19 protein-coding genes are annotated in these 23717 nt (G+C 67.7%); 9 read left to right on the forward strand and 10 right to left on the reverse strand.

What is annotated here, in order from left to right; all coding sequences use genetic code 11:
- Window positions 1–22: 22 nt before the first annotated feature.
- The 3 genes from sfnG to NV1_RS03875 all read left to right on the forward strand — a co-directional run bounded on the left by sfnG (window position 23) and on the right by NV1_RS03875 (window position 3031).
- Complete coding sequence (sfnG, locus tag NV1_RS03865) at window positions 23–1138, forward strand: dimethylsulfone monooxygenase SfnG (protein WP_067885488.1); 1116 nt, start codon at window positions 23–25, stop codon at window positions 1136–1138.
- Window positions 1138–2358, forward strand: a complete 1221-nt coding sequence (locus NV1_RS03870; protein ID WP_067885491.1) for an SfnB family sulfur acquisition oxidoreductase — start codon at window positions 1138–1140, stop codon at window positions 2356–2358. Before sfnG ends, NV1_RS03870 begins: the two co-directional genes overlap by 1 nt.
- Before the next feature lie 157 nt (window positions 2359–2515).
- Window positions 2516–3031: a flavin reductase family protein gene (locus NV1_RS03875; RefSeq protein WP_067885493.1), complete on the forward strand. Its 516-nt coding sequence runs from the start codon at window positions 2516–2518 to the stop codon at window positions 3029–3031.
- Between the two features lie 98 nt (window positions 3032–3129).
- On the opposite strand, the gene NV1_RS03880 is transcribed toward NV1_RS03875, so the two are convergent.
- The gene (locus tag NV1_RS03880; protein WP_157116533.1) at window positions 3130–3834 is read right to left on the reverse strand and encodes a hypothetical protein; all 705 of its coding nucleotides are present in this window, start codon (window positions 3832–3834) and stop codon (window positions 3130–3132) included.
- Between the two features lie 84 nt (window positions 3835–3918).
- On the reverse strand, window positions 3919–4545 hold the full coding sequence (locus NV1_RS03885) for a DUF8020 domain-containing protein (RefSeq protein ID WP_067885497.1): 627 nt from the start codon (window positions 4543–4545) through the stop codon (window positions 3919–3921).
- 290 nt (window positions 4546–4835) lie between these two features.
- Here NV1_RS03885 and NV1_RS03890 point away from each other — a divergent pair, with 290 nt between their 5' ends.
- Window positions 4836–5570 carry an LppU/SCO3897 family protein gene (locus tag NV1_RS03890; protein WP_067885499.1) on the forward strand — a complete coding sequence of 245 codons (735 nt, stop codon included), beginning with the start codon at window positions 4836–4838 and terminating at the stop codon, window positions 5568–5570.
- A gap of 16 nt (window positions 5571–5586) precedes the next feature.
- On the opposite strand, the gene NV1_RS03895 is transcribed toward NV1_RS03890, so the two are convergent.
- A complete protein-coding gene (locus NV1_RS03895; protein ID WP_067885501.1) occupies window positions 5587–6450 on the reverse strand; it encodes an SDR family oxidoreductase in 864 nt (287 codons plus the stop codon).
- 658 nt (window positions 6451–7108) lie between these two features.
- Here NV1_RS03895 and NV1_RS03900 point away from each other — a divergent pair.
- Entirely contained in the window at window positions 7109–8962 is a 1854-nt protein-coding gene (locus tag NV1_RS03900) for an ArnT family glycosyltransferase (protein ID WP_157116535.1), read from the forward strand.
- A gap of 21 nt (window positions 8963–8983) precedes the next feature.
- Here the strand turns inward: NV1_RS03900 and NV1_RS03905 are convergent, their stop codons facing one another.
- A complete protein-coding gene (locus NV1_RS03905) occupies window positions 8984–10210 on the reverse strand; it encodes an arylsulfotransferase family protein (RefSeq protein WP_067885505.1) in 1227 nt (408 codons plus the stop codon).
- Window positions 10211–10599: 389 nt separating this feature from the next.
- Between NV1_RS03905 and NV1_RS03910 the strand changes: the two genes are divergently transcribed.
- On the forward strand, window positions 10600–11856 hold the full coding sequence (locus tag NV1_RS03910; RefSeq protein WP_067885507.1) for an ROK family protein: 1257 nt from the start codon (window positions 10600–10602) through the stop codon (window positions 11854–11856).
- Window positions 11857–12238: 382 nt separating this feature from the next.
- On the opposite strand, the gene NV1_RS03915 is transcribed toward NV1_RS03910, so the two are convergent.
- Entirely contained in the window at window positions 12239–13351 is a 1113-nt protein-coding gene (locus tag NV1_RS03915) for an FAD-dependent monooxygenase (RefSeq protein ID WP_067885509.1), read from the reverse strand.
- 98 nt (window positions 13352–13449) lie between these two features.
- Here NV1_RS03915 and NV1_RS03920 point away from each other — a divergent pair, with 98 nt between their 5' ends.
- Complete coding sequence (locus tag NV1_RS03920) at window positions 13450–14001, forward strand: TetR/AcrR family transcriptional regulator (protein ID WP_169813285.1); 552 nt, start codon at window positions 13450–13452, stop codon at window positions 13999–14001.
- A 6-nt stretch (window positions 14002–14007) separates the two neighbouring features.
- On the opposite strand, the gene NV1_RS03925 is transcribed toward NV1_RS03920, so the two are convergent.
- The gene (locus NV1_RS03925; protein ID WP_067885513.1) at window positions 14008–15615 is read right to left on the reverse strand and encodes a DUF2207 family protein; all 1608 of its coding nucleotides are present in this window, start codon (window positions 15613–15615) and stop codon (window positions 14008–14010) included.
- 75 nt (window positions 15616–15690) lie between these two features.
- On the opposite strand from NV1_RS03925, the gene NV1_RS03930 reads away from it, so the two are divergent.
- Entirely contained in the window at window positions 15691–16938 is a 1248-nt protein-coding gene (locus NV1_RS03930; protein WP_245713543.1) for a neutral zinc metallopeptidase, read from the forward strand.
- Window positions 16939–17210: 272 nt separating this feature from the next.
- Complete coding sequence (locus NV1_RS03935) at window positions 17211–18326, forward strand: neutral zinc metallopeptidase (RefSeq protein ID WP_084525044.1); 1116 nt, start codon at window positions 17211–17213, stop codon at window positions 18324–18326.
- Here the strand turns inward: NV1_RS03935 and NV1_RS03940 are convergent, their stop codons facing one another.
- The 4 genes from NV1_RS03940 to NV1_RS03955 form a co-directional block, all read right to left on the reverse strand.
- Window positions 18327–19031 carry a TetR/AcrR family transcriptional regulator gene (locus NV1_RS03940; RefSeq protein WP_067885515.1) on the reverse strand — a complete coding sequence of 235 codons (705 nt, stop codon included), beginning with the start codon at window positions 19029–19031 and terminating at the stop codon, window positions 18327–18329. It lies immediately after the preceding gene.
- Window positions 19028–21226, reverse strand: a complete 2199-nt coding sequence (locus NV1_RS03945; RefSeq protein WP_307628013.1) for an MMPL family transporter — start codon at window positions 21224–21226, stop codon at window positions 19028–19030. The genes NV1_RS03940 and NV1_RS03945 overlap by 4 nt, the downstream gene beginning before the upstream one ends.
- A gap of 114 nt (window positions 21227–21340) precedes the next feature.
- Window positions 21341–22678 (reverse strand): ammonium transporter, encoded by a 1338-nt coding sequence (locus NV1_RS03950; RefSeq protein ID WP_084525045.1) that lies wholly within the window; start codon window positions 22676–22678, stop codon window positions 21341–21343.
- Window positions 22679–22771: 93 nt separating this feature from the next.
- On the reverse strand, window positions 22772–23599 hold the full coding sequence (locus NV1_RS03955; RefSeq protein ID WP_067885521.1) for a hypothetical protein: 828 nt from the start codon (window positions 23597–23599) through the stop codon (window positions 22772–22774).
- Between the last annotated feature and the right edge of the window lie 118 nt (window positions 23600–23717).

The raw sequence follows: 23717 nt of genomic DNA on the forward strand, positions 1-23717 counted from the left end.
GCCGACACCACTGGGAGCAGAAGTGAGTACCGAAAAGATTGCTGAGCAGACCCGGTTCGCCTACTGGGTGCCCAATGTCAGTGGCGGCCTGGTCACCAGTGATATCGAGCAGCGCACGTCGTGGGATTTCGAATACAACAGGAAGTTGGCCCGCACCGCGGAGAACAACGGCTTCGAGTACGCGCTGTCCCAGGTTCGCTACACCGCCTCGTACGGTGCGGAGTTCCAGCACGAGTCGACCTCGTTCAGTCTGGCACTGCTCGGCGCCACCGAGCGGCTGAAGGTCATCGCGGCGGTGCACCCGGGACTGTGGCATCCGGCGGTGCTGGCGAAATTCGGGGCCACGGCAGATCACCTGTCCGGCGGGCGATTCGCGATCAACGTGGTTTCGGGCTGGTTCGCGGGGGAGTTCCAGGCGCTGGGGGAGCCGTGGCTCGAACACGACGAGCGGTACCGGCGCAGTGCGGAATTCCTCGAGGTGATTCGCAAGATCTGGACCGAGGACGGGGTCGACTACGGCGGCGACTTCTACCGTATCCGCGATTTCACGCTGAAGCCCAAACCGCTGAACACTCCGGAACGGCCGAATCCCGAACTCTTCCAAGGTGGTAACTCCACCGCTGCGCGCCGCAACGGCGGACGTTTCGCCGACTGGTATTTCTCCAACGGCAAGGATTTCGACGGCGTCACCGAACAATTGGACGATCTGCGTGCCGTGGCGCGGGCGCACGATCGCGAGGTGAAGTTCGGGCTCAACGGGTTCATCATCGCCCGCGACAACGAGAAGGAGGCGCACGACACCCTCCGCGAGATCATCGCCAAGGCGAACAGGCCTGCGGTGGAGGGGTTCCGGGACGCGGTGCAGCAGGCCGGCGCGTCGACCGCGGACCGCCGGGGAATGTGGGCCGATTCCACCTTCGAGGATCTGGTGCAGTACAACGACGGTTTCCGGACCGGTCTGATCGGCACGCCGGAGCAGATCGCCGAACGCATCGTGGCCTATCGCGATCTCGGCGTCGATCTGATCCTGGGTGGATTCCTGCATTTCCAGGAGGAGATCGAGTACTTCGGGCAGCGGGTGCTACCGCTCGTGCGCGAACTCGAGGCGCAGCGTCGTCCGGTGGCTGTGGCGGGCTGATGACCGCCACGGCCGCGCAACGCATCACCTCCGCGGGGCACGCCCGGCAGGTGGCCCGGGATCTGTCAGCGGAGTTCGCCGTCACCGCCGCGGAGCGGGATCGCTTGCGGCAGTTGCCCTATGGTGAGGTGGAGCGGTTGGCGGCCAGCGGACTGCTGGCGATCACCGTCCCCGCCGAATACGGCGGCGCGGATCTGCCGCCGAGTGAATTGGCCGAGTTGGTAAGAACTCTCGCGGTCGCGGATCCCAATATCGCGCAGATTCCGCACAGTCATTTCGTCTATGTGAATTTGCTGCGGCTGGCCGGATCGCCGGAACAGCAGCGGCGATATTTCGCGCAGGTGCTCGATGGTGCGCGGATCGCCAACGCGCAGTCCGAACGAGGTGGCGCGACGGTTGCGGAGGTGGCGACCACGTTGCGTCCGGACGGGCCGGATCTGCGCGTCGACGGGACCAAGTACTACTGCACCGGTTCACCTTTCGCGGGAATTCTGGCGGTGCTGGCCCGGCTGGACGATCCGGAGGAACGTACCGGACTCGGTCCGGGGGAGTACGTGGCCTTTCTTCCGGCGAGCAGTCCGGGGGTCGAGATCGTCGACGACTGGAATGCGCTGGGGCAGCGTACGACCGGCAGTGGCACGGTGCGATTCGACGGTGTCCGCGTCGAGGCCGGGCAGCTCGTAGCCCGGGATTCGGCGGTGCGCGCGCCGACCGGATACGGGGCGTTCGCCCAGTTGCTGCACGCGGCGATCGATACAGGTATCGCGCGCGGAGCATTGAGCGCGGCAACGGAATTCGTGCGCACTCGCAGTCGCCCGTGGTTCGAGGCGCGGGTCGAGCGCGCCATCGACGATCCGCTGCTGATTCAGCGCATCGGTGAGCTGGCCGTCTCGGTGACCGCCGCCGAGGCGACGCTGACCGCCGCCGGACTGGCCGTGGACGCGGCCACCGCGAGCCCCGATCCGGGACAGGACGTCGTCGCGCGGGCGTCGCTCGCGGTGGCCGCGGCCAAGATTCTCGCCGACCGGGCCGCGATCGAGGTATCCGCCGCACTGTTCGAGGTCGGCGGAACTCGCAGTGCCGCAGCAGATCTCAACCTGGACCACTTCTGGCGCAACGCCCGCACACATACCCTGCACGATCCGGTGCGCTGGAAGTATCAGCACCTGGGCCGCGCCCTGTTGCACGACACTGCACCGCCACTGCACGGGGTGCTGTGATTTCGGCCTCCGCTTCGCTTCGGCGGGGCTGTGTCTTCGGCCTCCGCTTCGCTTCGGCGGGGCCCTATTGACCCCCCGGTCTCGGGGTTGGCGTTGCCCGGGTGGACGGAACTCAGGGGGCCTTGTGTTCCCCTTCGCCAGAACAGAGAGGTACCCCATGTCCGAACTGCAGGAGATTCCCGCCGACGCCGCCGGTTTGCGTGGCGCGTTCGCCTTCTTTCCCAGCGGGGTGGTGACCGTCTGCGCCGAAATCGACGGTGTGCGTCACGGATTGGCGGTGAGTACGTTCGTGCCGGTGTCGCTGGATCCACCGCTGGTGTCGTTCTGTGTGCAGAACAGCTCCTCGACGTGGCCGCTGCTGTCGCAGGCCAGCCATCTCGGATTGAGTCTGCTGGGGACCGATCAGCAGGATACTGCGCGGTCGTTCGGGTCTCGCACGGGTGATCGGTTCGCGGGGGTGCGGCTGCATCGCGGGACGGGACACGCGGTATTCGTCGAGGGCGCCTCCGCGTGGATCGAGGGGACGCTGCACGCGCAGGTGCCCGCGGGGGATCACCAGGTGGTGCTGGTGCACGTTCGGCGCTCGGCCACCCGTGCCGATATCGATCCGCTGGTCTTCCACGGCAGTCGGTACCGCCGTTTGCGCGCCGAGGAATTGCGCGCCGCCGGGTAGTCGGCCGGATCGGGCCGGGCGTGTCCGACGTCGTGTCGTCGGTGAGATCGATCACGTGTGCGGGCGCATGCCCACAGGTGGGAAACGCCCCGTCCCTATCAGATCGGGTGCGCCGGACGGAAACACAGGCGCTCGCGCGGACCCGCACTCGCTTGCGTATGAGCGATGACACCGGCGACCAGGCCGCGGGCGGTCAGACCGTGGCGCTGCATGTCCTGGCTGAATCCGTCGAGGTGAATGAGGGTGTGCTGGATCAGATCCGCGGCGATACCGGCCGGTTCGGTGCAGGCCACGCGGTAGGCCGCCACCGCTCGGGGGTCCTCGGTCAACGCCGCGAGCGCGCCCAAACGCACTCGCTGCGTGAGATTTTCCCAGAGACGTGCCTGGTCGGCGCTGCGGATGACCCGCCTGCCACCTCGGTAGTCCAGGTCACGAATGATGTTGTCTGCAGATTTGCCGAGCCGGGTTTCGCACACCACTGCCCATAGTGCGCACAACCAACTCAGCCCGCGCAGGATGTCGATCCGCTCTTGCGATCCGCGCAGGGCCAGATAGGCGTCGGCGGATGCCTGAGTGGTGATGTTCTCCCACTGGAACACCAGCGTCTCCAGCTCGACCAGGAAATCGCCGGGCAACTCGCTCTCGTCGGGGCGGACGATGCCGACCGCGCGCTGCGACAACGGGTCCCGCAATTCGACCATCGCCGGATCTGCGGTACGGATCCAGTCGTGCTCGTGCCCGGTCATCAGCGAACCCTCGAGGTCGATGCGGACGGGCGGCCGGTAGGGGCCGCCCCTTCGCATTGAGCCACGAAATGTGCGGGCGCGCAACGTCCCAGCGCCGGACCCGCGACCTCGTGTCGAGGCCGCGGGCTCGCGGGTGTGCGATCAGGGCTTGCCGGACATCACCGCGGTGACCGCGTCCATGAACGGCTGCCCGCCCATGGCGTATCCGCCGCCGATCGCGCCGATCAGCAGGCCGACGGGCCCGGTGAGCCAGCTCAGGAAGAAGAAGCCGCACACGGCGCCGATCAGGCCGCCCAGCACGCCGCCGACCACCACGCCGACGATGTTCTTGTTGATCTCCGCCATCAGCCGGGCCATCGAGCTGACCGGTCGCAGCTCGCCGACATCCTTGGCGCTCGGGGCCTTGGGTTGCAGTACGAGCTGGTGACCGTCCGCGCTGATCTGCTGCGCGAGATGCAGTGTGCCGCCGTTGATCCGGAACGCCAGCGGCACCTTGGCGAGGGCGGTGCCGTCAGTGTTCTTCAGATCGACCTCGGTGCCGTTCGCGGCGAGCTCGAAGCGGCCCTTGTCCACGACGGTCGTCAGTTTGTGCGACAGGTCCGACAGGACCGAGTGATAAGCGACGCCGTGGTCGACGCCGGAGGCGGTGGTTTGTTTGGCCACTGCGGGGGAAGGGGGTGCCGATGGGCTCGCGTCCGCCGTCCCCGCGGCGATCCCCACCGTCACAACCGCGAGAAGTGCGGTTGCGGCGAACTTGCCGAACTTCATACAGATTTCCTATCGGAGCCTACCGCCGGCATGTGCAGCCGGACGGCGAATGACTGTACCGGGTCCGAAGCCTGTTGGCAGACATGGCTATACGCGAGAGCCCGTCCGGCATCGTTATTGAATTGTTATATGTAAAGGTGCGTCCCGCTTCTGAGTAAAAATATGCAGCTTCACAATTCGCGTATGCCGTCGCAGGTGGTGTATGCACTGTGTGATCGCAAAACACATGTGTTCAAACTTGGAATCTCGCGATACGGGTTCGAAGTGTTACAGCTCTGGAGGACGGTTTCGTGCCGCGTCGTCGTGTCCACGCCGGAATCATCCTGGTGGGCTTCGTGATCGCTTCCGGCTTGGCGATGGCATGCCTGATCTTCGCTGCGCTGTCGGTGGGCGGCCACCATGTGAACGCGGCCGACGCCAGCGCCTCGCAGACCTCGGTGCCGCCGAGCGCCGAGACCACCAGGCCCGAGGCGTCGCACACAGCGAAGACGACCGGCCCCAGATCGCCGGCCGCCAAGCCCGGGACCACCATCGCGCCGCTGCCGCCGTTGGCCGCGGCCTCCTCGGCGGCGCCGACACCGACCTCCACCCCGGCATCGACGACCAACAAGGGTGCGAATCAGCGCGATGCCGCGGACCCGGTCTCCGCGGGTGACTGTGTCGCCGGGGTCGGCTCGGACGGTTCGGTGACCAAAACCTCTTGCGGCAGTTCGAATTCCGCTTATCGGGTGAACAGCAAGGCGAGTGCGGGCGGACAGTGCCCGAGTGATTCGGATCGTTCGGTGTCGCAGACGCTGCCCGGCGGCGCGAAAGACACGCTCTGCCTGGACACCGACTGGGAAGTCGGTCGCTGCATGGCGGTCTCGGGCAATTCCGCGACCCCGACCGACTGCACCGCGGCCCCCGGGACGATGCGGGTGCAGGCGATCAACCGCAACACCGCGGATGTGAACACCTGCACCGATGCGAACCACGGCGTGGTCTACAAGCAGCGCAAGTTCGTCGTCTGCCTGGCCCAGATGTGATTCTCGCGCGAATTCTTCAGCGCGACACCGGAGTTCGACGCTGCGCGTCGAGCAGGCGACTGAACTGCCGGTTGGCCAGTCGCATGGCGATCTCGTACGGCAACGCGAATTTGCGGGCGAACCAATAGCCGATCCGGATATCCGCCGAGGTGTGCACCAGATAGCGGTTGCGCTCGACGCCGGACAGAATCCGTTCGGCCACCTGTTCCGGCGTCGCGGCGTGGCCCTCGAACAGTCCGGTCAGCCGTTTGACCCGAGGGTCGTCGCGATCGACGCCGACCACCTGCACCGTGCCCACCAGCGGTGTGCGCACCGCGCCCGGGACGACCAGGCTCACCCCGATGTGATGGCGTTCGAGGTCGAATCGCAACACATCGGAGATCCCGCGCAGGCCGAATTTGCTGGCGCTGTAGGCCGCGTGCCAGGGCAGGGCGAGCAGTCCGGCGGCCGAGGAGACGTTGACCAGATGTCCGCCGTGCCCGGCGCGCACCATCGGCGGCAGGAAGCTCTCGATGACGTGGATCGGTCCCATCAGGTTGACCTCGACCGCGGATTGCCAGTGCCGGTGTTCCAGATTCTCCACGGTGCCCCAGATGGCGATGCCCGCGATGTTCATCACGACGTCCAGGCTCGGATACCGCCCGTGGATCCGCTCGGCCCACGCTCGCACGGCCGCGTAGTCGGAGATGTCCAGGGCCCGCGCGTCGAGTACCTCGCCGCCGGTGGCGCGGATCTGCGCCACCGTGTCGTTCAGCCCCTCCTCGGAGATGTCGGTGAGGAACAGGCGCATACCCCGGTCCGCCGCGGCGATGGCGGTCGCCCGTCCGATTCCGCTCGCCGCGCCGGTGATCAGGCACAGGCGGCCGTTCAGATCTTTCATGACGGACTCCTCCGGGCTGGTTGAAAACGGCGTTGTTCTGATCATGTCCGGGCGGGCCTCAGCTCGTCTCAGGTCATTGCGAACGATAGTGTACATAGAAATTTCGCGGATCATGGCGCGGCTCCGCGAGCCCGGACCAGCAGTTCGATTCACGCTGAGCAGGAGTACCGGCAGCCGGACGCGGCTGTTCCGGCGTCGATGCAGCGGCATCGCCGCCGCCGGGTGCGAGCGCCACCGCGGGATCGCTGGGGGAGTCCATGAGCACAGAGACCGCTGTCGGCAGTCCGCCGGTACCGGAGGCCGACGAGGGGCCCTGCCGGTCGCGCGCACCTGGCATGCCGAACGCGAGGCACGGTCCCGGGAGGTGCGGCCGTGACGATCTCGGGCGGGCGCGTCCCGCTGCCGGTCCGGGACCTGTCGCCGGTCGGCGCGGGATCCGCACCGCGCCAAAGCGATCCGGAACACGCTCGAGCCGGCGCACCGGGCCGAGAGCTGGGTTATCGGCGGTTCCGGGTGGCGGAGCATCATTTCGGGTATCGATCCGGCGAAGGTCTTGTCCTGCACGCGGTCCGGGTGAGGACGCGCAGATCGAACCGTGGCCGGCAAGACGTGACAATTCGGTTGACGGCTGTTCGGAATTCGCCGGATATTGGGCATCGTGACCACAGCCGCACTCGCAGTCTCGCCTTCCGCCGCAGTTGCCCGGTGGCGGCTCTGGCGCTCGCCCGCTGATCAACCTGGGTGGGCACGGCCGCTGCTCCTGGTGGTCGCGGCGCTCGCGGCGGTGAGCTATGCATGGGGCATCGCGGCGCAGAAGCCGCACATCTACTACGCCGCCGCCGCGCGGTCGATGTCGATGAACCGGCACAATTTCTTCTTCGCCGCCTTCGATCCGGATGCGATCATCAGCGTCGACAAACTGCCCGGCGCGCTGTGGATTCAGGCGGCGTCGGTGCACGTGTTCGGGCCGCACGTCTGGGCCGTGGTGTTGCCGCAGGTGGTCGAGGGCGTGCTGACGATACTGCTGCTGTATCGCGTGGTGCGCCGCACGGCCGGGCCGGTGGCAGGCGCGGTGGCCGTTGCCGTCCTGGCCGCTACTCCGGTCGTGGTATCCCTGGATCGGGGGAATATCCCGGATACGCTGCTGATTCTGTTGCTGCTGTCGGCCGTCGACCGCACCTTCACCGCGATCGAGAGTGGCCGAGCCCGAAATCTGTGGCTCGCCGGACTTCTCGTCGGGCTGGCCTTCCAGGTGAAGATGGTGCAGGCGTGGGTCGCGATTCCGCTGCTGGGGTTGGCCTATCTGATCGCGGGGACCAACGCGCTGCGCCGCCGCCTGGCCGACGTGGCGGTTTTCGGTGTTGTCGCCCTGATAGTTTCGCTGAGTTGGATGACAATCGTCGGCCTGATACCAGCGGGTCGGCGGCCGTATGTTGATGGCAGCAGCCATAACTCGCTCTTCGATCAGGTATTCCGTTACAACGCGTTGTCGCGCGCGGACAGTGGCTTCAACGTCGGCTCGGGGAATTTCGAACTCGGCGGTCAGGGTTATCGCGACAAGCTGGTGCTCGGTCCGGACAATCGCCTCGATCACGTATTCACCGGCGGCGGAGGGCGTTCCGGCGGCTGGCTCGTGCCGTTGGCGCTGATCGCCCTGGTCGTGCTCGTGGTGCTCGCCCGCCGCCGGGCGCGGGACCTTCGGGTCGTCGCGGCGCTGATCATCTGGGGCGGCTGGCTGCTGATCCATCTGGCGGTGTTCCTCGCCGTCGGAACGGTCAACCCGTACTATCTGGCCGTGCTCGTTCCGCCGGTGGCAGCTCTGATCGGTTGGAGCACAGCCGAATTCGTAAATGTCGAGTCGATGTGGATACGGCGGTGCGGCGTGCTCGCGGTGGTCGCCACGGTGCTGTACGGTGCCTGGTTGCTCGCGCCCGCGCCGTCCGCGGTGCGGTGGGCGACAGCCGCGGTGGCACTCGGGCTGTGTGTCGTCGCGGTACTCGCCCGGGGCCGGTATTCGATTGCGGCCCTGCTGATCGCCGCGCTGGCCGCGCCCGCGGTCGCGGCGACATCACTGGTCGTCGACGGATACGGCGTACTGGATATGCCGTTCGAGGCCGCCGCGACCCGTCGGGTGACACAGGATTCCATCGCCTCGGCCCTCGCGGAAGGACCCGAGCTGACCGCGCTGGCGCACAGGATATTTCCCGGCGCGCACTATCCGATAGTCGCGTACACCGGAATTCTCGCCTCGCCGTTCATCTTCACCACGGGCGCACCGGTTCCGGCCTTCGGCGGGTTCACCGGCTCGGCCCCGGCCATGACCACCGACGATCTGGCTCTGCTCGTCCAGCGGGGCCAGATCGGATTCGCCCTGGTGACTCCCGCCGATGACGATCGCGTCCGGTGGATTCAGCGGCACTGCAAGGCATTGCCGCCCGACGGTAAGGATTCGGTGCTGGCGTACGCCTGCGGGCCGGTCCGGCAGGTGCGGCCGCCTGCCGCGCATCGCTGACGGGACTACCGGCGTGCCAGTCTATTTCGTGCCAGGCGCCCAATCCTCGAGGTAGGCACGGTACGTGCCCATCGGCAGCACGGCGTCGTAGACGAGCGCGCCGGAGGGGGTGAACTCCGAGATGTGCGGCGCCATTCCCCAGCCCACCAGAGTGTTGCCGCCCGGCAGCCCCTGCGCATTACCCATCGCGACAGCGACCAGGTTGCTCGGGTGAGTCTGGTTGCGCACCAACGTCGCCCGGTGCGCGGCGGTATCCAGGCGGATCCACTGCACACTCGACACACCCAACGTCTGCTGACCGCTGGAATTGTCGTTGAACAGCCGGATCGTATCGGGACCGTCGAATTCGGCGTCGTGCTGGAAGGCGAACTGCACTCCGGGGCCCATGGCCAGGGTGGAATGCTTACCGCCGAGCTGCCAGCGGATCTTCCCGGTGTGGATGTCGACGTCGTACACCGCGGAGGTGTCGCGCATCGAGATCACCAGATTTCCTTGTGGATCGAGGGCGATCGAATTCATGTGGTAGGGGTCGTAGACCGCGGAACCGGGCGATGAGGTGCTCGAGGTGGTGTCGGTGAGCGGCACGTGCTGGGCCGCACTCCACTGGAACAGCACCTTCTTGGTGGCGACATCGACCACCGAGGCGACGGTGTCGTACATCCGGCCGTTCTTCGGTCCGCCGATCGCGCTGAGATCCGCGCCGACCTCCCGGTAGGAGGTGATCAGCGCGCGGCCGTCGGGCGTCAGCCGGAACTCGTGCACGTCGGAGCTGGATCCGTCTCCGGCACTGAGTGTTTCGATGACGCGGCCGTGTTCGTCGGCGATGTAGTCGGTACCCGTGCCGTGCCCGCCGACGGTACTGCCCTGCCACCAGGTCAGCACCCGCTTGCCCTGGTAGATCTGTGTCCGGAAGTTCGACACGTCCTGTCCTTTGGGCGGGGTGTACCGCCAGACCTCGTGCCCGGATTTGTCCATCACCACATTGGCGGGCGCGGCCTGCGGGACGATCGACAGCGCCTGCCCCAACCCCGGCACCAGCGCCGCGGCACTGACCCCGCTCGTGTAGTAGATGTACCCCGGACTCGCGCCGGGTTCGTTCACATCGACGGTGTAGCTCAGCGCGCCCACCGGCATACTGGGCAGCGGCGCGGCGGCGGCAGACGGAGCGAGTGCGGCGGTCGCCAGCCCGACGGCGGCCACGGCCAGGGCGGCAGCGCCGCGGCGCCCACGGTGCGAATTCCGGATCATGGGATCTCCTAGCGAGGCTGATGTAAGGTGCGCGCGGGAGCGTATCTCCGGTTTCTGTGGCCACTCTGTGATCGGGGCGTGTACGCGGGATTGGAATCACGTTGAGCGTATTGCATGCAGACCGCTCGGTCTGGCGTCCGCTATACCTGGGATGATAACGTTCTCGACCATGTTCTCCAGCCGATCGAATGCCGCTGAGGTCACCTATGTGACCGTTGCGCTCGGTGTGCGGCTGCCGCGGCAGCGGGAGCTGTGTTGCTCTCGGCCGCGCAGCTGAGAACCGCTCCTGCTCGTTCGTGACGGCCGGTCGCGTTCTGTCCGGGCCCTTCTCACTGCCTTGTTGTCGTTGCCGAACACAGCCCTGCGCGGGCTTTCAACAAGGATTTCACATGACGATCCCCACCATCGAGCGACCGTCGACCACCGCCGCGCCCGTCCGGGTCGTATCCGTGCGTCCCGCGGTGCCGGCGGAACTGCGCATCTCCGACAACCCCGCCGCCGCTGTCCTGCGTGCCGCCACGCGCGGACCGATCTTCCGCGATTCCGCCGCGCGGACAACGGGTTCCAGTATCGCGACGGTGAATCGCCAAGTGTCGGCGCTGCTTTCGACGGGTCTGCTGCGTGAGCGGGCCGACCTGACCGTGTCGGGCGCGGTCGGACGTCCGCGCATCCCGTTCGAGGTCGATACCGACACCTTCGCCACGCTGGGCGTCCACATCGGGGCCACGGTGACCCGGATCGTCGCCGCGGATCTGTCCGGGCGCATTCTCGGCGGGCTGGAAATCGCCACGCCGCAGGCCGGGCAGGACGCCGCGTTGACCATCATCGCCCGCAGCGCCAAGGCATTCCTGGATCGGCTGCCGCGCCGGCGTCCGCTGTGGACCGGCGTCGCGCTGGCCGGACGGGTGGATCCGGCCGCCGGAGTGGTCGATCATCCGCGTCTGGGCTGGCAGGCCGCACCCGTTGGCGCGGTGTTCGGCACCGTGCTCGACCTGCCGGTCTCGATATCCGCGCACGTGGAGGCGATGGCCGCGGCGGAATTGCTGCTCACGCCCGGTGAACAGCAGCGCCCCGGCAGCAGCCTGTACATCTACGCGCGGGACACCGCCGGCGTCGCGGTCACCCTGCACGATCGCGTGCACACTCCCGCCGGCGGGCCCGGTTCCATCGCACACCTGCCCACCGGCTCCGATATCGAATGCGCCTGCGGACGTCGCGGTTGCCTGGAAGCCACCGTCGGCGAGGCGGCGATCCTCGGCCGCGCCGTGCGCGCCGGAATCGTGCCCCGCCGCGAGGCTCCCCGCCGCCCGGTGATCGCCGACCTCTACCGCGCCGCGGATTCCGGATCCGGCGCCGCACGTGAGCTGCTCGATGAGCGTGCCGAAATCCTCGGCCGCACAGCGGCTCTCATACGCGACATGTTCAATCCCGACCGAGTTGTCCTGGGCGGCCAGGCATTCACCAGCTATCGCTCCGGGATCGACCGCGTGGCACAGGCATTCGCCGAGAACACCAACCTCCCGCCCGCCGACGTGCGCATCAGCCGCTTCGGCGGCCGCGTCCAGGAACACGCCGCCGCGGTCACCTCCCTGAGCGTCTTCTACGCCGACCCCATCTCGGCCATGCGCCGCGCCACCAGGCAGTGATTTCGGCTTCCGCTCCGCTGCGGCGGGGCTGAATCCTTGGCCTCCGCTCCGGCGGGGCCGGGGCCCTGTCAACCCCGGTCCTTCCCTCCGCCGCTCAGTCGCTGCGGTCCTTCCCTCCTGCGCTCAGTCGCTGCGCTCCTTCCCTCCGTCAGTTCCAGGACCGGGGCGGGCCCCGGCCTTGGAGTGGGTCAGGACCGGGGCGGGCCCCGGCCTCGGGGTGGGCGTTGTCCGGAGTGGGCGGAACTCATGCGATCCATGGAGCCTTCTCTGTGGTCGGGTCATGTCGACGGAGCCTGTCCCGTTTGGGCTTCGGTCTGTTCCACGCGGTCTGGACCGGGTCTTCGCCCGCAGTCGGCGGCGCTTGGATAGGCGTAGTCGGGGGTCAGTGGGCGAGGACTCGGATTGCGGTGTTGCGCAGTGCTATTGCGGGTCGGGAGCGGGGGACGAGGAGTTGACTCGCCAGGGCGAAGCCGCGCTGTTTGGGCTTCAGAATGGTGCGGTGTCGGCGTTCGTAGCGGTGTAGGGCGGCGGTCGGGTCGGCGGGGGTCCGGGCGAGTTCTTCCGCGAGGGTGTGGGCGGCGGCGATGGCCAGGGTGGAGCCGTCGCCGAACAGGGACAGGCTCGAGGCGGCGTCGCCGATCAGCGTGATGCGGCCGTTCGTCCAGGACGGCAGGCGGACCTGGCTGACCGAGTCGAAGTACATGTCCTCGGCGTCGGCGACCCGGTCGAGGAAGTCCTCGAACATGCCCAGTCGTCCGGCGTACGTCTCGGTGACCAGGCGCTTGTGCGCGGTGAGGTCGCGGTGGTCGAGACCGGGCACGGGCGCATGCCGGAAAATGAACGCCGCCAACGGAATTCCATGCGCCGGATGAACGCTGAAGGATCGGCCGGGCGCGTTGTACATGGCCACGGCATGCTCCCCGGCGAGCGTGCGGTCCACCGGCAGGGTGGCCACGAACATGCCCATGTGCCGGATGAACTCACGCTCGGGGCCGAAGGCCAGCCGCCGTACGCCCGAGTGCAGTCCGTCCGCACCGACGACCAGGTCGAACCGGGCGGGCGCACCGCGTTCGAAGGTGACCTCGACCCCGTCCTCGCGCTGAGTGAGTCCGGTGATCGTCTCGCCCCAATGGATTTCGGCGCTGTCCTGTGCGGTCGAGAGCAGCGCCGCGGCGAGATCGGCTCGGGCGATCTCGATTGCGCGACCGTCGGGTGAGCCCTGTATCGAGTTCGTATTCATCGACGCCCGCTCGCGTCCCGATCCGTCGAGGAACGCGATTCGCCGCACGGCCGTCGCGGCGGCCCGGAGCCTGGGCTCGATCTCCATCTGCTCGACCACCGCGAGCGCCGGGCCCTTGACGTCGACCGGGTTGCCGCTGGAGCGCTGCCCGGTCGCGCGCTCCACGACGGTCACCGTGAAACCCTCTCGCGCAAGCCAATACGCCAATGTCGAACCGGCGACTCCGGCGCCGGAGATCAGCACGCTCTGGTACATGTCGAAAACCTCCGCAAATAAGTGGACGACTTTCGTCCACTTAATCGACGGTACGCTAACCGGAAGAAAATCGTCCACTTGTCTCGGAGGTGTGTGGAGTGCGATCCGATGCGCGCAGTAATCGCGATCAGATCCTGGCGGCCGCGCGGGTCGTCTTCCTGGAGCAGGGCGTCGAGGTGCCGATGAAGGAGATCGCCGACCGGGCGGGCGTCGGCGTCGGCACCCTGTATCGCCGATTTCCCGATCGCGGTGCGCTGATCACAGCCGCCGCACACGCCTATCTGTCCGGCCTGGCGGATCTCGCGGCCACGGCCATCCAGGACGAGGAGAGTGCGTGGTCCACGCTGTGCCGGTTTCTGCGCGAATGCGCCGAGATGCGGCTGGGTGCGTTGGCCGCGGCCATCGAGCCGACCCTGCACGCCGATATCCGCAGCGATCCCGCGCTGACCGAGGTGCGCGGCCGGATCGCCGCCCACGTCGACGATATGACCGCCCGGGCCCAGGCATCCGGTGACCTGCGCGCCGATGTCACGGCCCGGGACATCGCCGCGCTGATGACGCTGCAGGTGTTCGTCTTCCCGGATGAGCCCTACGTCGAAACCGCGCGCCGCACAATGGAAATCGCTCTGGACGGCCTGCGCGCCCGCTGAGTGGGACTACTTCGCGAACAGCCCTTCCAGGGCGGTGATGAAATACGGGAAATGCGCCGCGAACCGGCTCAGATCCCGATCCTGCTCGAATCCGCCGAACCAGTAGAGGCCCGGTTCGCGGTCGGCGGACAGATCGATCTCGCGGAAGGTGCGGATCCAGTTGTCGGAGCGAGCGCCGATGATCGTGTACGGCAGCCCGCGCGAGAACACCTGCTCCCGTTCGGCCGGCGGCACCAGTTCCACCCGCATCGTTTCGAGTCCGCGCTGCAGGCCACGGACCCGCCCGGCCAGCGCCCGCCCGGCAGCTGTGCGGGCCGGGAGGTAAGCGGGCAACAGCAACGCGGCCACGCCGCCGAGGCCGATGGCGATGCCGACCAGCGCGTATCCGCCCGAGACCGCAAGTCCGACGGTTGCGGCGATACCGACGATCAGGAGTATCACGCCCAGCCCGAACGCCAAGCCCCGGCGTTTGCGGTCGATCAGAATGCCGTGCGCCAGAGCGTCGGCCCGCAGTGCCGCGCGGGCGGGCTCGCCGGACGCGCGACCGCGCAACTCCGACAACAGAATCGACTCCGTGCCGTCGGGCAGAGCGGCCCGGTAGACCTCCCGCTCGAACTCGCGCAACTGCTCGTCGGCCGGATTCAGGCGGGTGATGCGCCAATCGGAATCATCGACCGGCGCGACCCAGATATACCGTCGCACAGCCAGATCCACGATGGTCGAGGCGAGATCGGCCGCGTCGACGGAATTGTCGAGCAGCAGGCCGGCCTCGCCCGGCAGCACACCGTCCGGCGAGACGAACTGTGCCTTACTTCCCCTGCGCTGCACCGGATCCACGACCTCGTCGCCGCCGAGCGCCGCCGCGTCCTGACGACGCGACCACAGCACGTATCCGGCCAGTGCGGCGAGGGCCACGATCAGCACGCCGAAGGCGATCAGCACCGGCGCGGTGATCGAGAACGGCCCCCGCGAACTGTCGTCGGTGATATCGGCGTTGGCGGGTACGGTCCCGGGCGGCAGCTGCAGGGTGACATCGACGATATCGCCCTTGTGCAGGTTGGTTTCGTGCAATGTCAGCACGCCGTCGGGTTCGACAGTGGCATCACATTTGTGCGCGCCGGCCTGCGGTCCGACCTTGCAGTCGATGATGCCCATCCGATAACTGGGGCTGATCAACGTGGCATCGAATGAGGCCACATCGGATTGCAGGACACCGGTCCAGCGGAAGATCTGAGTGCCCGGTGCATCACTGACCGTGTTGTGCACGGTGTATTCGAAGGAGGACGTCCCGGCCGGCGCGTCGACGGTGAACACCTCGCCGCTCACCTTCGCCGAACCCGGACCGGTGCTGGAGATGTCGCTGACCTTGAACCGGCGCTCACCGCCCTTGTCGCCCAACGCGACTCGCAGCGGCAGCGCCATCCGGAACTGCCCGCCCTGCGGAACCGTCACCTTCTCGGTGACCTCCAGATTCCCGTCCCTGCTGAGTTTCACATCGGCCTGAATCGCCACCCCGTCGGCCGGTTGCTGCGCCTGCGCGGCAGGTGCTGTCAGCACTATCCCGGCAAGAGCCAGCGTCACGGCGCCGAGAGCGCCCCCCCGAAAAATCAGCATGGGGCAACAGCATAGACAGCTTGGTATTCTTCGGCATCAGCTAATCAGTTGACCGAGAGACGGGGGCGCGGGGGAGTGAGCCGACCACCCTATGGGAACGGTCCCGGTACGCCTGGTGGTCCGGTCGGGCCGCGAGGTCCGCAACCGGGAAATCCGCCGGGATACGGACCCGATCCGAGTTATCCACAGCGCCCCGGGCATCCCCAGCCCAGTCATCACCAGCAGGCCGGTTATCCCCAACAGCCTGGTTATCCACAGCAGCCCGGTCCGCCGCAGTACGGCTGGCAGTCGGGTTATCCCCAGCAGCCGGGCTATGCCCCGCCGCCGGGACCCGGCGGCCGGATGCGGCCGCGGCCGTACGGCCCGGCCGGGGTTCGGCCCGCGACCTACGGGCCGCCGATGGGCCGTATGCCCTATGCGCCACCGCCCGGACGTCCGCCGCGCGGCGGCCAGGGCGGGGTGATCGGCGCGCTCGTCGTCGTGGTCGTGGTCGTGGTCGTCGTCGCCGGTGCACTGGTCCGGCTCGGGCTGCACGCCGCGGTCGACCACACCACCACGTCTCAGGCGGGCCCCTACACCACCTACCCCACCTCGACGAAGACCGCCGGAGTCGCCGCGACCGGCAACAACCCCATCCTGGCCGATCCGGGAACGTCGGTGAGCGAGGCGAATTGCCCATACGCGAGCTGGAGCACCCAGGTCGACCAGGCTCGAAAGTTCTTCGAGAGCGCCGCAACGTGTCTCGCCGCGGCGTGGAAACCGGTGCTGGCCAAGGCTGATCTGCCGTTCACCCCGCCGGTGCTGAACGTGACCGCGAGTACGGCCGGGCTCACGACCCCCTGTACGGGCAGCACGACCAATTTCGCCGCGTTCTACTGTAATGCGAATCAGACCATCTACATCCCGCTGGACCACATCCAGACCGATTTGATCGGGAATCGTTGGGAGCGTTATCTTTCGGTCTTCGCGCACGAGTACGGACATCACGTCCAGCAGCAGGCGGGCATCCTGGCCAAGGCGCACGAGGACGAGTACGACGCGGGCGTGGACACCTCGAAGGGGATGGAGGTCTCGCGCCGGATCGAGTTGCAGGCGCAGTGTTTCGACGGCATGTACCTGGCGGCGAGCGCCGGTGGCGGATCGCTGACCTCCGCACAGATCACCATGGCGCGTAAGGACGCGTACTCCCGTGGCGATGACGATTCCGATATGCGCGACCACGGCACGAACCAGCATTCGGGCGACTGGTTCAGCCTTGGCTACGACCGGAACAACACCGCCCGATGCAATACCTACACCGCCTCGCCGAGTCAGGTGAGCTGACTTCCGATGTCCGGAAATCTGGTTCACCACAGCAGGTCTCGCCAGAATTCCGGATCGAGTGAGGCGTCCGAGCGGTGAATCGGCCATCCTGTCCGCCAGGTCCGGGCCGCCCACCCCCGCGAGGTCCGCACGACAAGCATCCGAGTGCAGGCGGGCTCGGCCATGGACCGGCGCAACCCGGTCGCCCCGAATATGCCGGCCCGTCACCGGGATACAGCGGTCCGCCACTCGGATATGGCGGCCCGCAACCGGGATACGGCAATCGCCCCGGCATGGCTGCGGGGCCCGGCCCGCATCCGCACTATGGCGTACCCCTGCCCGCCGGATATCGGGCGGGAGCGCGTCGCCCACCCCCGCTGCCGCCGCCCGCCGGGCACTACGGCCGCCCGCCCTCCCCGAGCGGCGGCGGTGCCGCGATCGTCGCGGTGATCGCCGCGACATTCGTTCTCGGCCTGGTCGCTTCGCTGGTGGTTTTCGCCACGACGGTCGATCGCGATGCCGATTCCGCCGGTGCGACCGGCATCACGCCGAGCTATACCTATCCATCGACGATCTACCGAACAACCACGCCCGCAACGACTTCCGAGCACACGACCGCAGCGAGCGCGACGGCGAGCCGGACCGCTCTGGCGGCTCCCACCACCTCCGCGGCAGCCGGGCCCACCCCGGTCGCGGCCACGTCGAGCAATCCGCTGTTCGCGAATCAGAACAACGGGCTTCTCGACATCCGCTGTGACCTCCCGCAGTGGGCGGCGAATTCGGCAGCCGCGACCGCCTTCTTCGACGCCGCATCGACCTGCCTGGGCAGGATGTGGCAGCCGATGCTGCGGGCGCAGAATCTGCCCTTCCGCAGCCCCGCGGTGGTGGTTCCGGCACATGCGGCCGACGCGTCGTCGCCGTGCGGCGGTTCACCCAACTTCGCCGCGTACTTCTGCAGTGCGAACGACACGATCTATCTGCCGCTGGACACCATCCAGACCGATGTGTACGGCAGTCGCTGGTACGTCTACCTGGAGGTTTTCGCCCACGAGTACGGCCACCACATCCAAGCGCTGACCGGAATCATGGACCGGCAGGCGCGGGAGCGCGAGGATGCGGGCGCGCGGTCGGCCACGGGACTCGAATTGTCCCGCCGGACCGAACTCGAGGCGCAGTGCTTCGCGGGCATGTTCGTCGGATCATCCCGCTATGCCGGGCTCTTCACCGACGATCAGGCCGTATACATGCAGCGGGACCAGTACACCCGGGGTGATGAGAAGCAGAAGACCGATATGCACGACCACGGCACCAGCCGGCACTACGCCGACTGGTTCGTGAACGTCGGCGAGAAGTACAACCGGGTGTGGCGGTGCAACACCTGGACCGCGCCGTCCGGCGAAGTGAGCTGATCAGTCCCCCGAATCACGTTGTGCACCACGCAGTTCGGCCAACCAACGGGCGCCCTCATCCGGTTCGGGAACGGGATCGCAGCCGATGATGTCCAGGACCGCGTGCCCCATACATGCCGCGCCGAGGACGCGTTCGATGAGTCTGTCCACATCACCCCACGGCAGTGCGGGTTTGGCGATCAGCAGCGAGGCGATGCCGTGCGCCGCGGCCCACAGCTCCAGGGCGACCGGCAGCGTATCCCCATCGGCGATGACGCCGGAATCCATTGCCTCCCGGACAGTTGCGCTGAACCGGACGACAGCACCGCTGCCGAGTACCTTGTCCACCGCGCTCGGCCCGTCCGCGTCGGTGGGCACGAAGGCCAGCCGGTACTGTTCGGGATTCTCCAGGGCGAATCGCACGTAGGCCATACCCTGATCGCGCAGCCGGGTGATCGGCGAGTGCGCCGGATCGGTGGCAGAACCCATTGCGGCGTCGAGGTTTTCGAAGACCTGTGCCACGGCGGCGTCGATCAACGCATCCTTGTCGGCGAAGTGCCGGTAGATCGAGGGAGCACTCACCCCGACCAGTTTGCTCACCTCCCGGATGGAGACCGCGTCGGCATTTCCGGTGCGCGCGAGCAGTTCTCGGGTCGCGTCGAGAATCTCCTCGCGCAACTGCGCTCCGGTGCCGCGGGCCGAACGCTGCCGGCGGGGGCGCATCATCTATGCATCACCAGCTCGGGGTCGTGGGTGGGCGGCGCGGATTCCTCGTGGAATCCGAACCTTTCGTGCAGTCGGCGCAGCGGTGCGGGCGCCCACCAGTTGGCGGTGCCCAGCAGCCGCATCAGCGCGGGTACCAGAAGTCCGCGAATCACGGTGGCGTCGGCGAGCACGGTCAGGGTCAACCCGAGGCCGAACATCTGCATGAACGACACCTTCGCGGAAATCATGGCCCCCAACACGATAGCCATCAGCAGTGCTGCCGCGGTGACGATCCGCCCGGTGTGTGCGACGCCCAGGGCCACCGACCGGGTATTGTCCGCCGGAGTGCGATCCGAGGCCAGCCAGGCCTCCCGGATCCGCGAGAGCAGGAATACCTCGTAGTCCATGGACATGCCGAATGCCAGGCAGAACATCAGCAGCGGCATGGTCGGGACCAGATAGCCGGTCGTGGTGAAGCCCAGCAGATTCGACAGATGCCCGTTCTGGAAGATCCACACCATCATGCCGAACATCGCGGTGAGCGAGAGGGTGTTGATGAGCACCGCCTTCAGCGGGATCACCACGCTGCCGGTGAACAGGAACAGCACCACGAAGGTGGACAGCGCGATCAGCGCGATCGCCAGCGGCAGCCGAGCGGCGAGCGAACGCAGTCCGTCCGAGTCGATCTCGGCCATGCCGCCGAACAGCGCCGGCGCGGGTGCCGGAACCGCCCGCAAAGCGCGCAGCTGCCGCTGCCCCGCCGCGGAATAGGGGTCGACCGTCGAAGCGACGGTGAGGTATTGGCCCGAGGAGTTGGCCATACCCGGTGGCGTCGAGGCCATCCGGCCGCCGGAGAGGTAGACCCCGGCGTCGGACAGCACCGCGGAGACGCCGTCAACCTTGGACAACGCCGTGGCATAGGAACTCACGTTGCCCGAATAGTCGTGCAGCACAATGGTTGTGCCGTTGCCCGCGTTGACGCTCGGGAAGTCGCCGCGCAGCGCGTCGCCGACCGACCGGCTGGTCGTGCCCGCGGGCATCACCCGATCGTCCGGATAACCGAATTTCACGCCCAGGAACGGGGATCCGAGCGCGAGCAGCACCGCGATGATCACCAGCGCCACCGGAATCGCATGCCGCATAACCCAATCGACCGTGCGATACCAGCGTGACCGCTCCGGGGCCACGGGCACGGGTGCGGGCCGCCGCAGCAGACGCCGTACTCCGGCGCGGGCGTCCAGGGCGTTGACCCGGTCGCCGAGCAGTACGAGCGCGGCGGGCAGCAGCACGATCGAGGCCGCCGCCGCGGCCACCACCACCGCGACGCCCGCGTAGGCGAAGGATTTGAGGAAGTACAGATTGAACACGCTGAGTACCGCCATCGCCAGCGCCACCGTGAGCGCCGAGAACAGCACCGTGCGTCCGGCGGTCTGCACCGCGCGGATGGCGGCGTCCCGGTGTGTGCGCCCGCCGCGCAACTCCTCCCGGAAGCGGCTGACGATGAACAGGCTGTAGTCGATCGCCAGAGCCAGCCCGAGCGCGGTGGTCATATTCAACGCATAGATCGACACGTCGGTGAACAGGGTGAAACCGCGCAGGATCGCCAGTGCGCTGGCGATCGCGAACAGGCCGACCACCAGCGGCAGGGCCGCGGCGATCACACTGCCGAAGACCAGCGTGAGCACGATCGCGGTCAACGGCACCGCAACTCCCTCGGCGAGGGTGAGGTCCTTGGTGATCTGGCTGTTCACGTCGTGGTACACCGCCGTCTCGCCCCCCGCCCGGACGGTGATCCCGGGCGGCGTCGTGTCCGCGAATCGCGTCGCGAGTGTTCCGGCGGTTTTCTGCGCGACGTCGTCACCGCCCTGCAAGTAGGCCAGGATCAGTGCCCGGTGCCCATCGGTGCCGCGCAGGGCCGAGGCGACCGGCCCCGGGCTGGTCCAGTACGACCGCACCCCGACCACGTCGTCCCGGGTCTGCAGGGCATCGACGATCCGCGTCCCCGTGGTGCGCGCGGCCGGGCTGTCCACGCCCTGCTCGGCATCGACCAACAGGACGAAGTTCGGCTGCGCGCCGTCGAAGTCCCGCGCCAGCAGTTGCGCCGCTCGCGAGGATTCGGCGTCGTTCGAGGTGAAGCCGCCGGCCTCGAGGTGCGCGGCGGCCGACGCGCCGAACAGACCGCAGAACACGGCCAGTGCGAGTGCGGTGAGTAGCACCGCTCGCGGGTATCGGGTCGAGAATCGGGCGATTCGGGTCAACATGGGAGCCCCCAGTCCGCAGTGAGGTAACAGCGTTAGCCTAACGCTGTTACCTCACCGGCGCGCAAGGGGTCAGTGATCCCCGTCACCGCGTTGGCCGGGCTGACCCTGCTGACCCTGCTGACCGAAGAGTCCGTGCTGGCCGTGCTGGCCGAAGAGCCCGCGCGGCGCATGACCGTGCACTCCTTCGGCATAGGCGGTCTCCGCGTGCAGGGCGAAGTCGATGCCGCCGACCTCGTCCTCCTTGCTGATCCGGAAGCCCATGACCCGATCGATGATCTTGCCCAGGATGTACGAGACGACGAAGGCCCACGCCGCGACCACGACCACCCCGACCGTCTGCTTACCCAGCTGGGTCAGGCCGCCGCCGTAGAACAGCCCGCGCGGACCGCCGGTCATCACCCGGCTGGCGAGCAGGCCGATCAGCAGCGTGCCGACGATGCCGCCCGCGAAGTGCACGCCGACCACGTCGAGCGAATCGTCGTATCCGGCACGGAATTTCCAGCCGACCGCGAACGAACAGACAACGCCCGCAACCAATCCCACGATCACGCCGCCGAGGGTGTTCACCGAACCGCAGGACGGGGTGATCGCGACCAGACCGGCCACCGCGCCCGAGGCCGCGCCGAAGGTTGTGGGCCGGCCGTCGCGAATCCGTTCCACCACAAGCCATCCGAGCATGCCCAGGCAGCCCGCGACCAGGGTGTTGAGAAAGGCTGCCGCAGCGAGTCCGTCCACCCGAAACGCCGATCCGGCATTGAATCCGAACCAGCCGAACCACAGCAGCCCCGCGCCCAGCAGGACGAACGGCAGATTGTGCGGGCGCATCGCGTCGACCTTGAAGCCGATTCGCGGTCCGAGTACCAGAGCCAGGGCCAACGCCGACGCGCCGGAAGCGATCTCGACCACCAGGCCGCCCGCGAAGTCGAGCGTGCCGAACGAGGCGAGCCAGCCGTGCGGACCCCACACCCAGTGGGCGACCGGTGCGAACACCAGCAGCGTCCAGAGCGGGACGAACACCATCCATGCGGAGAACTTCGCGCGGTCCGCGATCGCGCCGCTGACCAATGCCGCGGTGAGGATGGCGAAGGTCAGCTCGAAGGTGGCGTACAGCAGTTCCGGTACGCCGCCGCGCACGGTAGCCGGGCCGATGCCGGACATCGCGGTATGCGCGAGTGTGCCGATCACACCGCCGCCCGCGTCGGGGCCGAACGCCAGGGTGTAGCCGAACAGCAGCCATGTCACCGTCACGAGGGGGATCGCGATGAAGCTCATCATCAGCATGTTCAGCACGCCGGTCGAGCGCACCATACCGCCGTAGAACACGGCCAGGCCCGGTGTCATGAGCAGAACGAGTGCGGTGCTGGCCAGTAACCAGGCGGTGGTAGCCGGGTCGAGGGTCGAGGGCATGGGGACTCCTTCCACGCGCGAAAAGCGCTGCATGGAAGTTACCGAACGCGGGTGTCCGGGCGTGTCGGGTGTCCGGGCGCGTCCAGATGGAAGTTATCCGCGCCGGGCGCGGCGGGCGAGCGCGCGGCGTCCCCGGGGTCCCGGCACCGGCAGATCATCCTCCAGGGCCAGCCATCCGGCGGTGCGCAGCCACTGCTGCTGAGCTCGCGCGTCGGCGGTGTCGTTGAACACTCGGCGGCCGCGGTCGTCGCGCAGCTCGTGCGCGAGTACCGACCAGCGCGGCGGCCGATCGTGTTCCGCCCGGTAGTCCTCGAGATAGGTGGCCACGATCGTGCCGATGGTATTCACCGGCCGCAGCGAGACTCGATTGCCGAATTTCGCCGAATGGAAACGCCGTGCCGCGCACAGCGACCGGGGCGTCGCGTCGAATGCGATCCACCCGGCGCGCTGCACCCGCTCGATCAGCCAGAGGTGTTTCACGGCCGTCGGCGCGATATCGCCGACATGTCGGGCGATGAGGTTCATGACCTGTTCGGTCTGCAGGATGTCGCGGCGGGTCGGGCCGTGGCCGTGGTCGTCCCAGTAGTGCTGGGTCAGGGTTGCCAGAACTCGGCCGAATTCCTCGACATTGCGCTGCGCGCGCCGGCCCAGACGTTCGATGCGCTCGGCCTCCGCGCGCATCTGGTTCTGCACGATGAGGGTGCGAACCGCCGCGGGCGTCGGCACCTGGCCACGGTCGAGGAGTTCCAGGATCGCCGCCGCGGAATTCGGGTCGGCAGCGGCCGAGACCGGTAGCGAATCGCGGTTGAGGGCGAAGTCGGAAGGGCTGATCGCCCTGCTCAGCAGGCCGGTGGCCGTGCTGTTACCAGCGAATTCGGTATGTGAGAGCCACGCGGCGGCGGTGGAGTCGCACGACTGCACGGTGGATATTTCCTCCGGGACATTGGCGGGAGCGCGACGCGGAGATGGGAGGACTCCCGATGCGTGCTGTGGATTGTCAGGTTGTGCCCCGGCCGGGATGAGGGACCGGCCGGGACCA

The organism is Nocardia vaccinii NBRC 15922 (assembly GCF_001613305.1).
Taxonomy (GTDB): Bacteria; Actinomycetota; Actinomycetes; order Mycobacteriales; family Mycobacteriaceae; genus Nocardia; species Nocardia vaccinii.

Bases quoted from the DNA above. Each gene is read 5' to 3' on its own strand.
- NV1_RS03870 (WP_067885491.1), top strand. From the start codon at position 1,138: ATGACCGCCACGGCCGCGCAACGCATCACCTCCGCGGGGCACGCCCGG.
- NV1_RS03875 (WP_067885493.1), top strand. From the start codon at position 2,516: ATGTCCGAACTGCAGGAGATTCCCGCCGACGCCGCCGGTTTGCGTGGC.
- NV1_RS03880 (WP_157116533.1), bottom strand. From the start codon at position 3,834: ATGCGAAGGGGCGGCCCCTACCGGCCGCCCGTCCGCATCGACCTCGAG.
- NV1_RS03885 (WP_067885497.1), bottom strand. From the start codon at position 4,545: ATGAAGTTCGGCAAGTTCGCCGCAACCGCACTTCTCGCGGTTGTGACG.
- NV1_RS03895 (WP_067885501.1), bottom strand. From the start codon at position 6,450: ATGAAAGATCTGAACGGCCGCCTGTGCCTGATCACCGGCGCGGCGAGC.
- NV1_RS03905 (WP_067885505.1), bottom strand. From the start codon at position 10,210: ATGATCCGGAATTCGCACCGTGGGCGCCGCGGCGCTGCCGCCCTGGCC.
- NV1_RS03910 (WP_067885507.1), top strand. From the start codon at position 10,600: ATGACGATCCCCACCATCGAGCGACCGTCGACCACCGCCGCGCCCGTC.
- NV1_RS03915 (WP_067885509.1), bottom strand. From the start codon at position 13,351: ATGTACCAGAGCGTGCTGATCTCCGGCGCCGGAGTCGCCGGTTCGACA.
- NV1_RS03925 (WP_067885513.1), bottom strand. From the start codon at position 15,615: ATGCTGATTTTTCGGGGGGGCGCTCTCGGCGCCGTGACGCTGGCTCTT.
- NV1_RS03935 (WP_084525044.1), top strand. From the start codon at position 17,211: ATGGCTGCGGGGCCCGGCCCGCATCCGCACTATGGCGTACCCCTGCCC.
- NV1_RS03940 (WP_067885515.1), bottom strand. From the start codon at position 19,031: ATGATGCGCCCCCGCCGGCAGCGTTCGGCCCGCGGCACCGGAGCGCAG.
- NV1_RS03950 (WP_084525045.1), bottom strand. From the start codon at position 22,678: ATGCCCTCGACCCTCGACCCGGCTACCACCGCCTGGTTACTGGCCAGC.